Origin of the sequence: Heyndrickxia ginsengihumi (genome assembly GCF_011008565.1) — a bacterium.
In the GTDB taxonomy this organism is placed as follows: domain Bacteria; phylum Bacillota; class Bacilli; order Bacillales; family Bacillaceae_C; genus Weizmannia; species Weizmannia ginsengihumi.
In genome coordinates this window covers 299,142-311,080 of the sequence record NZ_JAAIWK010000001.1, presented here as the reverse complement: position 1 = coordinate 311,080, position 11,939 = coordinate 299,142, and the positions used below count along the sequence as shown (strand labels likewise).

Annotated in this window: 10 protein-coding genes and 1 rRNA gene; 2 read left to right on the top strand and 9 right to left on the bottom strand. The window is 35.0% G+C overall.

Going from position 1 to position 11,939, the window contains the following annotated elements; all coding sequences use genetic code 11:
- From G4D61_RS01420 to dnaA, 9 genes are all read right to left on the bottom strand, one after another.
- Positions 1-96 (bottom strand): 16S ribosomal RNA (locus tag G4D61_RS01420); the annotation flags it as partial.
- 258 nt (positions 97-354) lie between these two features.
- A complete protein-coding gene (locus G4D61_RS01415; RefSeq protein ID WP_163173065.1) occupies positions 355-1,458 on the bottom strand; it encodes an HD-GYP domain-containing protein in 1,104 nt (367 codons plus the stop codon).
- Positions 1,459-1,556: 98 nt separating this feature from the next.
- Complete coding sequence (gyrA, locus tag G4D61_RS01410; RefSeq protein WP_025730906.1) at positions 1,557-4,025, bottom strand: DNA gyrase subunit A; 2,469 nt, start codon at positions 4,023-4,025, stop codon at positions 1,557-1,559.
- Positions 4,026-4,146: 121 nt separating this feature from the next.
- Complete coding sequence (gene gyrB, locus G4D61_RS01405; protein ID WP_152604316.1) at positions 4,147-6,078, bottom strand: DNA topoisomerase (ATP-hydrolyzing) subunit B; 1,932 nt, start codon at positions 6,076-6,078, stop codon at positions 4,147-4,149.
- An 82-nt stretch (positions 6,079-6,160) separates the two neighbouring features.
- Positions 6,161-6,430 (bottom strand): extracellular matrix regulator RemB, encoded by a 270-nt coding sequence (remB, locus tag G4D61_RS01400; RefSeq protein ID WP_269318638.1) that lies wholly within the window; start codon positions 6,428-6,430, stop codon positions 6,161-6,163.
- Between the two features lies 1 nt (position 6,431).
- Complete coding sequence (gene recF / locus G4D61_RS01395; protein WP_025730911.1) at positions 6,432-7,547, bottom strand: DNA replication/repair protein RecF; 1,116 nt, start codon at positions 7,545-7,547, stop codon at positions 6,432-6,434.
- A gap of 32 nt (positions 7,548-7,579) precedes the next feature.
- Positions 7,580-7,795, bottom strand: a complete 216-nt coding sequence (gene yaaA / locus G4D61_RS01390) for a S4 domain-containing protein YaaA (RefSeq protein ID WP_025730912.1) — start codon at positions 7,793-7,795, stop codon at positions 7,580-7,582.
- A gap of 172 nt (positions 7,796-7,967) precedes the next feature.
- A complete protein-coding gene (dnaN, locus tag G4D61_RS01385) occupies positions 7,968-9,113 on the bottom strand; it encodes a DNA polymerase III subunit beta (RefSeq protein WP_025730913.1) in 1,146 nt (381 codons plus the stop codon).
- A gap of 204 nt (positions 9,114-9,317) precedes the next feature.
- A complete protein-coding gene (gene dnaA / locus G4D61_RS01380; RefSeq protein WP_025730915.1) occupies positions 9,318-10,667 on the bottom strand; it encodes a chromosomal replication initiator protein DnaA in 1,350 nt (449 codons plus the stop codon).
- Between the two features lie 585 nt (positions 10,668-11,252).
- Here dnaA and rpmH point away from each other — a divergent pair.
- Together rpmH and rnpA are read left to right on the top strand one after the other, a co-directional pair.
- The gene (gene rpmH / locus G4D61_RS01375) at positions 11,253-11,387 is read left to right on the top strand and encodes a 50S ribosomal protein L34 (protein ID WP_025730916.1); all 135 of its coding nucleotides are present in this window, start codon (positions 11,253-11,255) and stop codon (positions 11,385-11,387) included.
- A 142-nt stretch (positions 11,388-11,529) separates the two neighbouring features.
- Complete coding sequence (gene rnpA, locus G4D61_RS01370; protein ID WP_163173063.1) at positions 11,530-11,880, top strand: ribonuclease P protein component; 351 nt, start codon at positions 11,530-11,532, stop codon at positions 11,878-11,880.
- Positions 11,881-11,939 lie beyond the last annotated feature (59 nt).

Here is an 11,939-nt window from a genome sequence, read left to right as displayed (position 1 = left end):
CTGATCAAAAGCAAGCTCTTCATCAGTTCGCTCGACTTGCATGTATTAGGCACGCCGCCAGCGTTCGTCCTGAGCCAGGATCAAACTCTCCAAAAAGATATTTGATATAAGCTCATAAAAAAATTGACGTTTCGTTTTGTTCAGTTTTCAAAGATCAATTCATCACATCTTCATGCGACTTTTATATAATAACATGATAATTTTATTTCGTCAACATTTTTTTAAATTAATAATAGAATAACTAATAGATTCTAAAAATGGACAAGAGTTATTGTAGCAGTTTTTACAATAAAATGCAACATGTTCATAAATATATATCATGTATCCGAAGTGATGAAATAACCTATATAGTAACTACTTCAGAATTTCTTCGATAAATAAATCGCGCTTTTTCTCTAAATCAATAATCTTGCTATCCAACGTAGTTTTTACTATAGGTCTCGTAATTGCTGCCGATTTCATATAAATAACTTCAGCTTTTTCATTATTTGAAAGCAATACTTTTGTACCAATTGATAGCTTAGCAACAATGGACATTAAAACTTCTAAGACTTTTATGTCAAACTTCCCAAAATAGTCTTCCATAAGTTCAATAATCGACGCAATTGGACTCTTTTTCTCTTTATATAAGTGATCACATATAGACGCATGATAGGCATCTGCAACAGCAATGATTCTTGATAACATAGGAATCCGCTTTGAGTTTTCCCCAAATGGATAGCCGCTCCCATCTAGTCTCTCATGATGCTGTAAGATTGCCAGTTTAGTACTAGATTTTAATGAAGAAGATTCCTGAATCATTTTTAAACTATTAATAGGATGTGTGTGAATCTCACTAATTTCATCATCAGTAAGAGTCCCCTTTTTTCTAAAAATATAATTTGATACTTTGGCCATTCCTATATCAGCTAGACATCCAGCTAGCGCAGCTTGATAATACTCACCTTTTTCAAATCCCATTCTTTGTGCGATAATACCGCTAAATAACCCTACTGAAATAGAATGATGGTAAAAGTAATCCTCTATATTCGCCAGTTTATGTACATATAAAATATTTGTATAATCCTCTTCTAGCATTTGAAGTAATGGGAGGAAATATCCCCTTACACTTCCAACTTCAATTCCCGCGCCTGCTTGCCAATTTTTGAAATCTTTTTTGTAGCCTTGAACAGCCTCTTGGTATAATTTATCGAATGGGAGCGACAATTCTGTTTGCCCATGTTTTTGATATATGTTCGTTGTATTATTTATATCTGATCCAGTAATATTTAAATCGCTGCTTAGCTGAAGAGATTCCTCTTGCTCAGCTACGACTTCTTCTATCGCAAATTCCCTCAAAACCTCTATAATTTGTTCAGTAATCATTGTTTTTTTAGGAACTAGCGGCGTTAAAGACTTCCCAATAACGTCCTCCGTTAATATATAACCAACCTTTAAATTTGCCGTTTTTATCTTCATGATCTCCAACCCCTAACGAAAACCTCTCTTAAAGCACATTGTATCAAAAAGAGACATTCCAGAGAATGTCTCTTAATAAATAAATCAATATCACTTTTTTATTCTTGCTCTTCTTCTAATATATCCTCATCATTTTCTTCTTCTTTTTCAACCTTCGCGACAGTTGCAACATATCCATCTTCATCTAGCTTAATTAGCTTAACTCCAAGTGTATTTCGGCCTAGACAGGAAATTTCATCAACTGCGATGCGGATCATTACTCCACCAGCGGTAATCAGCATAAGATCCTCTTCACCCGTAACAGTTTTCACCGCTACAAGAGGGCCGTTTTTACTTGTAATATTACAAGTTTTTAAGCCTTTTCCACCACGGCTTTGAACTCGGTATTCTTCTTCTTTTGTTCTTTTACCGTAGCCATTCTTTGTAACAATCAATACGTCATTATTTTCTTCTAAAATTTCCATTCCAACGACTTCATCATTGTCTGATAAGGTAATCCCTTTTACCCCTGTTGCAGTTCTTCCCATCGAACGTACATCGGTTTCTGGGAAACGAATTAACATACCATTTTTAGTCCCTATAATAATATCTTTGTTTCCATCTGTTAATTTAACAGAAATGAGTTCATCCTCTTCCTTAAGGTGAATGGCAATTAAGCCGTTTGTTCGAATATTAGCAAAATCTGATAATGGTGTGCGTTTGGAAATTCCGCTTCTCGTCGTAAAGAATAAATAGGAATTTTCCACAAACTCTTCTACGCGAATCATTGTATTGATCCACTCGCCTTTATCAATTTCAAGCAGGTTGACAATTGGTATTCCTTTTGCCGTCCGCCCAAATTCAGGAATTTCATATCCTTTTTTACGATAAGCTTTACCTTTGTTAGTGAAAAATAGTATCGTATCATGGGTAGAAGTGGTTAAAAGATGCTCAACAAAATCATCCTCATTTGTCCCCATTCCTTGTATACCTCTGCCGCCTCTTTTTTGACTTCGGTAAGTTGAAATAGGGAGCCGTTTTATATAACCATTATGTGTTAAAGTAATTGCTATATTTTCACGCGGGATCAAATCTTCATCTTCAATTTGATCAATACTGCCCGCTATAATCTCAGTACGTCTTTCATCATTAAAGCGATCCTTGATTTCTAATAGCTCTTCGCGAATGATATCGAGTACTTTTTGTTCATCTGCTAAAATTGCCTTTAATTCCGCAATTAATTTCACTAGTCCTTGATATTCTTCTTCAATTTTTTCTCGTTCTAAACCTGTCAAACGTTGTAAACGCATATCAAGAATTGCTTGTGCTTGTTTTTCAGATAACGAGAACTGTTCCATTAACCCGTTGCGGGCAATTTCAGTTGTTTGTGATGAACGAATTAAATTGATAATCGCATCAATATGATCAAGTGCAATTCGAAGTCCTTCTAGAATATGCGCCCGTGCCTCTGCTTTTCTTAGTTCAAAGGCAGTCCTGCGGCGGATCACCACTTCCTGATGCTCAAGATAATATTGTAATGCTTGTTTCAAGTTAAGGACCTTTGGCTGTCCTTCTACTAAGGCAAGCAGATTAATGCCGAATGTCGTCTGCATGGCTGTATGTTTGTAAAGATTATTCAAGACAACATTCGCATTGGCATCTCTTCGTAATTCAATCACCATACGCATACCATTTCGGTCTGATTCATCACGCAAATCAGTAATACCATCTATTCTCTTTTCATGAACTAATTCCGCAATACGTTCAATTAACTTTGCTTTATTCACTTGATAAGGAAGTTCATGAACAATAATAGATTCTCTACCATTTGATTTTTGCTCAATTTCTACACGTGCTCTTAAAGTAATTGAACCTCTTCCTGTTTCATAGGCCCGGCGGATTCCGCTTCTGCCCACAATTAATCCAGCAGTAGGGAAATCCGGACCTGGAATATGCTCCATCAATGCTTGGATAGAAATATCACGATCTCTACTTAAAGCTAGAATACCATCAATGACTTCCCCTAGTTGATGCGGTGGAATATTTGTCGCCATTCCAACTGCAATCCCAGATGAACCATTAACAAGCAAATTTGGAAAACGAGCAGGCAAAACAGCAGGCTCTTTTTCTGAACCGTCATAGTTATCTTGATAATCAATCGTATCTTTATTAATATCACGTAGTAGCTCTAGGGAAATTTTAGACATCCTTGCCTCTGTATAACGCATTGCTGCAGCAGGATCTCCATCTACCGAACCAAAATTCCCGTGTCCGTCAACAAGCATATATCGATAGCTAAAATCCTGAGCCATACGTACCATTGTTTCATAAACAGCGGAATCACCGTGCGGATGGTACTTACCAATTACTTCCCCAACAATACGCGCGGATTTCTTATAAGCTTTGTCAGGAGTCATTCCTAGATCATTCATCGCATATAAAATTCTACGGTGAACGGGTTTTAGTCCATCACGCACATCAGGAATGGCCCTTGAAACGATAACACTCATTGCATAATCAAGAAATGATGTTCGCATTTCTTGGCTTAAATTTACTTCTACTACATTAGATTCTGGTGTTTCAGCCATCGCGAGAAACCTCCTATTTTCCTAAAAAAATGATCGCCCATGACATTACGGCATAGGTATCAAATTACTTCAATTACATTGATTGAAAAAAGCGCTGTATCTATTGCGCTTTTTTCAAGACTTAAATATCTAAATTTTTGACATAGATTGCATTTTCTTCAATAAACAGTCTTCTAGGCTCAACCTTGTCACCCATTAACATTTCAAATGTTTCATCGGCTTCAATTGCATCCTCAAGATTGACTTGAAGCATCGTTCGATTTGTAGGCTCCATTGTTGTTTCCCACAATTGCTCAGGATTCATTTCCCCAAGACCTTTATATCGCTGAATACCTGGCTTCGGCGACTCTGGCAACTGCTTTAACAAATCTTCCAAGCCTCTGTCACTATATACATACTCAACTTTTTTGCCTTGAGAGACTTTATAAAGAGGCGGTTGAGCAATATAAATATATCCAGCATCGATTAACGGTCGCATATATCGATAGAAGAATGTTAGTAACAATGTTCGAATATGGGCTCCATCAACATCAGCATCCGTCATAATGACGACTTTATGATAACGGGCTTTTGAAATATCAAAGTCTCCACCCACACCTGTTCCTAACGCAGTTATAATAGTACGGATCTCCGCATTAGATAAAATCTTATCTAACCGGGCTTTCTCTACGTTTAAAATTTTTCCTCGCAGCGGCAAGATTGCTTGGAACATTCGATCTCGTCCTTGTTTAGCTGATCCTCCTGCAGAATCACCCTCTACGATATAAAGTTCGCTAATAGAAGGATCCCGTGAAGTACAATCCGCTAATTTTCCAGGAAGACTTGTACTTTCTAATGCACTTTTTCTCCGTGTTAACTCCCTTGCCTTTTTGGCTGCTAAACGCGCTCTTGCTGCCATTAATCCTTTTTCAACAATTTTCCGGGCTACAACGGGATTCTCCATAAGGAATTTCTCAAACGTCTCAGAGAAAACAGTATCCGTAATCGTTCTCGCTTCGGAATTACCCAGTTTTGTTTTTGTCTGTCCCTCAAATTGAGGATCTGGGTGTTTAATTGAGATGATAGCTGTAATTCCTTCACGAACATCATCACCTGTTAATTTCTGTTCACTATCTTTGATCAAATTATTTTTACGGGCATAATCATTGATTACACGAGTCAATGCTGTTTTAAAACCTGATTCATGTGTCCCGCCTTCATAAGTATGAATATTATTAGCAAATGAATATATACTACTAGCATAACCATCATTGTACTGAAGCGAAACCTCGACATAAATGCCATCCTTTTCCCCTTCAACATAAATCGGTTCTTCATGAAGCACTTGCTTACTACGATTCAAATGTTCAACGTACGATCTTATGCCGCCTTCATAATGATATTCATTTTTCCGCGGTTGTTCTTCTCGTTTATCTTCAATTGTTATTTTAATTCCCTTGTTTAAAAAGGCTAGCTCACGCAATCTTGTTTGTAATATATCAAAATCATATACAGTCGTTTCTGTAAAAATTTCTGGATCCGGTACAAAATGAATCGTCGTTCCTGTCCGATCAGTATCACCGATAATCTTTAAATCAAAAGCAGGTACGCCTCGATGGAATTGTTGATGGTAAATATGACCGTTTAGGTGGACATAAACATCTAATTCAGTAGAGAGTGCATTTACGACCGACGCACCAACTCCATGAAGTCCGCCTGAAACTTTGTAGCCTCCGCCACCAAATTTCCCACCAGCATGTAATACTGTTAAAATAACTTCAACCGCAGGTCGTCCCATTTTTTCTTGAATATCAACTGGAATTCCACGTCCATTATCTTTAACCGTGATACTATTATCCTTTTCGATCACGACGTTAATTTCATCGCAATATCCAGCCAATGCCTCATCGATACTATTATCAACGATCTCCCAAACGAGATGATGGAGACCTTTTGAACTTGTAGAACCAATATACATTCCCGGTCTTTTCCGAACAGCTTCTAATCCTTCTAAAACTTGGATTTGCTCAGCACTATATGTTTGTCCTTGTAATTGATCTTGATCCAATGACATTCACCTACCCTTTCATTCAGATAAAAATTTACAGTACAACTCAAATCAATTTTTGATTTACATTTCATCACAATTGATTTATTTAAAAAGGAGTGGTAAACCCTTTTGTTTTTTTGAAATTGGAACGTTTATTTAACGTATTGGAGGAAAGAGGTGATAAATAGACGTGGTGCTCGGTAACAACTATTGATTTAAAGTCTCCTTTTGCAAGATCGATTATCGCCTTCTTAGCTAATTGTAAATAGTTATGGTTGAGTTCTGAGTTTTGAAATGATTTTTTATCAATAATTGCGATCAATTCACTTATTTGAACCATCATATCTTCCCCAACATGTATATACAATACGTACACCTCAATCCGTTTTCATACACCCTGCTTCAACCTCAAATGTTGAAGCCTCTCGTAAAGTTTGGTGGTCAATCCCATCTATACTTGTTGTCGTTACAAAGGTTTGCACTTTCCCTTGAATTGTATTTAATAAATGTGATTGCCTATAATCATCTAATTCCGAAAGTACATCATCTAACAAAAGAATCGGATATTCACCAATTTCTGAGTATATGAGTTCGATCTCTGCTAATTTAACCGATAATGCAGTTGTTCTTTGCTGTCCTTGAGATCCAAAAGTGTGAACATCCCGATCATTTACAAGGAACATTAAATCATCACGGTGAGGTCCGATCAACGTAATTCCCCGATCAATCTCTCTCTGTCTAATAGAATCAAATTTCTGTTCGAATGCTATTATCATGTTTGACCAATCAAAGTCTTCTGATACATTTAAAGACGGCTTATAGACAATCTTTAAACTTTCTAATCCTCTAGAAATTTGTGAATGGATCGGTTTTGCCCAATTTTCTAGCATATGAATAAATTCAAATCTCTTTTTTATCACCTTAACTGCCATTTCAATAAATTGCTCTGTTAATACAGCGAGCATCGTTTGATCCGTTTGTTTTTTTGTTTGCAGTTGTTTTAAATAGTGATTTCTTTGTAGTAAAATTTTTTGATATTGACTCATATCGTGCAAATAAATAGGGGAAATTTGTCCAATTTCCATATCAATAAAACGTCGCCTAATTTGCGGACTGCCTTTTACTAAATTTAAATCTTCCGGGGCAAACATGACGACATTTAAATTCCCAATGTATTGGCTCAACTTCTTTTGTTCAATATGATTATATTTTGCCTTTTTCCCTTTTTTAGAAATGATTAATTCCAATGGGAAAGAACCATTATTTTTTTGAATTCTACCTTCTATTTTAGCATATTCCTCATCCCAGCGGATTAAATCTTTATCATTCGATGTCCTGTGTGATTTCGCCATAGCCAAAACATAGATAGATTCCATTAAATTCGTTTTTCCTTGAGCATTTTCACCGAGAATCAAGTTTACTTTATTTTCAAATGGAATCGACAACGTTTCATAGTTTCGAAATTGCTTAAGTTCCAATTGTTGAATATACATATCGCTACATCCTTATCAAATGCTCAAATGGATTATTGCACAACTTTAAACGTTCCAATTCCTTGAATCTCTATAAGATCATTAGGTTTTAATTTCCGTCCTCTTCTTTGATCTTGTTCACCATTGATCAAAACCTGATATTCACTTAAAAACCACTTTGCCATTCCGCCGCTTTGAATAACATCAGCCAATTTTAGAAATTGACCTAATGTAATGACCTCAGTTGATATTTTTACATTTTTTACCATACACTCACTCTTTTCGTATTGTCACTAATATATAATTTTACTAAAAAAACGAGAGAAACACAAAGGATACTAAAGAAATGATAAGAAAATATATAAAAAATGGTAAAAAACAAAAGGTCTATTAGAAAATAAAAAAACCTGTCTAATTTTGACAGGTTTTGTAGATAAAGGATTAATAAGTTCGAACAGGTAATATCAATTGCAAAATTGTTTCGTCATTAATAGGGCGTATAACGAATGGTCGCATCGCACCTGTAAAGCGAATGCTAATTTCCATTCCCTCTAAAGCTTTTAAGGCATCCATCATATATTTAGCACTGAATGAGATTTTTAATTCTTCCCCTTCAATAGATTGACATTGAACTTGATCAACTACTTTTCCTACTTCCGGTGTATTTGAAGAAATTTCAATTAACCCAGGAGTTGAATCCAATGTAGCGAGTTTTACAACATTTGCATTTTGTCCCTCTCTTGCCAAAAGTGAAGCACGGTCAATTGCTTGTAAAAATTCTTTAGTTTTGACGACAATTTCCGTCTTCACATCTGTAGGGATCAATCTAGAAGTATCTGGATAGTTACCTTCTAGTAAACGTGAGAAAAATAGCAAATGCTTCGCTTTAAATAATACTTGATTATCTGTGATAACAATTTCTACTAAATCGCTAGTATCATCCAAGATTTTATTTAGTTCATTTAAGCTTTTACCCGGAATTACAATATTATATTCAGTTCCATTTGTAGACTCAATCTCCGCCGTTCTTTGCGCTAAACGGTGGCTATCTGTTGCAGTACAGTTTAATTGATTATCTTTAATGTTCCAGTTTACACCTGTCAAGATCGGACGGGTTTCTGCTGAAGAAACTGCAAATACAGTTTGTCGAATTAAGTGCTTAAGTATGTCTGTAGGAATTTTAAATACTTTATCTTCTACAATTTGCGGAAGGTGTGGATATTCTTCTGCATCTAAACCAATTAAACTAAACTCGGATTTACCTGAACGAATAATTGTTTGAAATTGATTCATCACTTCAATTTCGACAATATCCATCGGCAATTTTTTTACTAATTCTGTAAAAAATTTAGCCTGTAAAACGATACCACCTGTTTGTTGTATCGCTACAATTTCATTGCCATCTTCTTCTTTTGGTATAAACGATTCTATTGAAATATCAGAGTCACTACCAGTTAGTGTAATTCCGTCTTCATCAGCAATAATTTTAATTCCTGTCAAAATTGGTATGGTTGTTCTTGTACTAATTGCTTTCGAAACATCTTGAACACTTTGAATAAGTCTATCGCGTAGAATAGAAAATTTCATGTCTATATCTCCTTTATAAAAATACGTGAGTCTAGTTCTATATAATAATCTTTTAAATAAAAATCGTAGTAATAGTAATAGGTGTTGTGAACATGTGGATAACTATGAAAATGCAATGAAATAAAGTCTATCCACATGTGGACAGACTGTGTATAAAGTTGAACAAGTTATTCACATTATCCCCCGGCTCCGGAGAGTCAGCGATTACCCATTTTTTAATAAATTTCTCAGTTCATCAAGTTTCTTCTGAAATTGTGTGTCCTCTAATAGCATTTTTGAAATTTTTTCATGTGCATGAATAACGGTTGTATGGTCCCTTCCACCAAATTCCTCACCAATTTTCGGCAAAGAAAAATCCGTTAATTCTCTTGATAAATACATCGCAATTTGTCGAGGAAATGCAACAGATTTCGTTCGTTTTTTTGCTTTAAAATCTTCCAATTTTACATTATATTCTTGTCCAACTATTTTTTGGATATCCTGAATCGTAATAGACTTAGGTTTTGAACTAGGAATGATATCTTTTAAAGCCTCTGCTGCAAGATCTGCATTAATATCTTTATTGATTAAAGATGAGTATGCAACAACACGGATTAATGCTCCCTCTAATTCACGAATATTTGTATCAATTTGGTTTGCAATATACAGCATGACTTCATTTGGAATATCCAGGCCATCAGCTTTTGCCTTTTTTCGCAAAATGGCAATTCGTGTTTCTAGGTCCGGCGGAGTAATATCCGTAATCAGGCCCCATTCAAACCTCGATCGGAGTCGTTCTTCTAAGGTTGGAATTTCCTTTGGCGGACGATCACTAGATATAACAATTTGTTTACTTTCTTCATGTAATGCATTAAAAGTATGGAAAAATTCCTCTTGGGTCGATTCTTTTCCTGCAAGAAACTGAATATCATCTATTAATAAGATGTCGACATTTCGGTATTTATTGCGAAAATCAACACCTTTATTATCGCGAATTGAGTTAATAAATTCATTTGTAAACTTTTCTGATGATAAATAGACGACTTTAGCTGCTGGATTATGTTCTAAAACATAATGGCCAATAGCGTGCATGAGATGCGTCTTTCCTAATCCTACGCCCCCATATATAAATAAGGGATTGTAAGCTTTCGCCGGAGCTTCAGCTACTGCAAGAGATGCAGCGTGTGCGAAGCGATTGCCTGACCCAATAACAAAAGTATCAAAAGTATATTTCGGAATTAGCATACTTTGGGAAATTTCTTGTACTTCTTCATGTTTTGGCACTTTTTTTGCCGGTAAGAAAAATTCATCTTCTTCATTTTCGTGCTGATGAGGAATAATAAATTTAATAGCAAGCTCCTCGCCAATAATGTCATATAAAACAGATGTAATGAGTGGAATGTAATGGCCTTCCAGCCAATCTCTAGCAAATTCATTTGGTACAGAAATGACAAAAGTATCATTTTTTAATGAATGAGCTTTAGTAGATTTTAGCCACGTTTCAAAACTCGGTTTACTGATCTTTTTTTCAATAATTGATAAGGCTCTTTCCCAAAGATCAGCGATATTCTCCAACCTCAACCCCTCCTTAAGGCAATCAAAAAATCTCTATTTTTAAATAGGAGCATAACAATGTTTCGTTAATTTAATAGGTGATTTATAAAAATACAACACCATGAATGGTGGAAAAACTATATAATAAGAAGAAAATAGGGATTTCGACAGAATCCACCAATTGTGGACAACTTTATCCAAACCGTCTGAATAATCTATCCACATGTTATCCACACTCTGTGGATAATAATTTTATTCACAATTTGTTATTCAGAGTTAAAACACAATAATCATATCAAATTATAATTGGGGTTGCAATGTTCTTTCAAAATTATCCACAATCTAACTATACTGAGGATAAAATTTATTCACAGCACTTGTATTTGTGAAAAACATGTCAATAATTGTTGTGGATAATAAAAAGTCGAAAAAAAATTATCCACATTATGATTTTTTTGAGGTTTAAAAGGTTTGTTTCATAGAAGCCAGTAATAAAATATTGGAAAATAGAACTCATCTTGACAATCATTCATATAGATCTTTATAATAATAAAGACTGTCTTTTACTAATTAGAATTAATTGTAATCCTCGAGGAGGTGTCATACATGAAAAGAACTTATCAACCAAATAAGCGCAAAAGAAGTAAAGTGCATGGTTTCCGTGCTCGTATGAGTACTAAAAACGGCCGCAAAGTTTTAGCTAGTCGCCGTCGTAAAGGAAGAAAAGTTTTATCAGCGTAGACCACTGAAATGTCTCAGTGGTTTTTTTTTAAATAATCCATACATAATATAGATATTATTTATACCAAAACTTCCTTTTTTAAGTAGATTTACTAAAATATTAAGGATCATTTGGATTGTGTGGAAAAGTGAAGGTGTTTTTATGAAGAAAGCCTACCGGATAAAAAAAGATAAAGATTTCCAAGCTGTTTTTAAAAAAGGGAAATCTTATGCAAACAGACAATTTGTCGTTTATGTTTTAAAAAAGGAAAATCAGCATCATTTCCGAATAGGTTTATCTGTTAGTAAAAAATTAGGGAATGCCGTAAAGAGAAATGAAATTAAAAGGTATATTCGCCAAACTTTTTTAGAGTTGGAGAAGAATTTATCCTGTGAGAATGATTACGTTATTATCGCTAGAAAGCCAGCGGCCGAAATGTCCTTTTATGAAGTAAAAAAAAGCTTAATTCATGTTTGTAAAATCGCTAAAATTTTAAAGAATGACAAAAAGTGATTTGATTTAAATGAATAAAAAGGGTTTGTTATACCGCTATTTTACATAAGAGCGGTTAT

Coding starts and splice junctions, on each gene's coding strand:
- G4D61_RS01415 (WP_163173065.1), bottom strand. CDS start 1,458: ATGAAGATAAAAACGGCAAATTTAAAGGTTGGTTATATATTAACGGAG.
- gyrA (WP_025730906.1), bottom strand. CDS start 4,025: ATGGCTGAAACACCAGAATCTAATGTAGTAGAAGTAAATTTAAGCCAA.
- gyrB (WP_152604316.1), bottom strand. CDS start 6,078: ATGTCATTGGATCAAGATCAATTACAAGGACAAACATATAGTGCTGAG.
- recF (WP_025730911.1), bottom strand. CDS start 7,547: ATGTATATTCAACAATTGGAACTTAAGCAATTTCGAAACTATGAAACG.
- yaaA (WP_025730912.1), bottom strand. CDS start 7,795: ATGGTAAAAAATGTAAAAATATCAACTGAGGTCATTACATTAGGTCAA.
- dnaN (WP_025730913.1), bottom strand. CDS start 9,113: ATGAAATTTTCTATTCTACGCGATAGACTTATTCAAAGTGTTCAAGAT.
- rpmH (WP_025730916.1), top strand. CDS start 11,253: ATGAAAAGAACTTATCAACCAAATAAGCGCAAAAGAAGTAAAGTGCAT.
- rnpA (WP_163173063.1), top strand. CDS start 11,530: ATGAAGAAAGCCTACCGGATAAAAAAAGATAAAGATTTCCAAGCTGTT.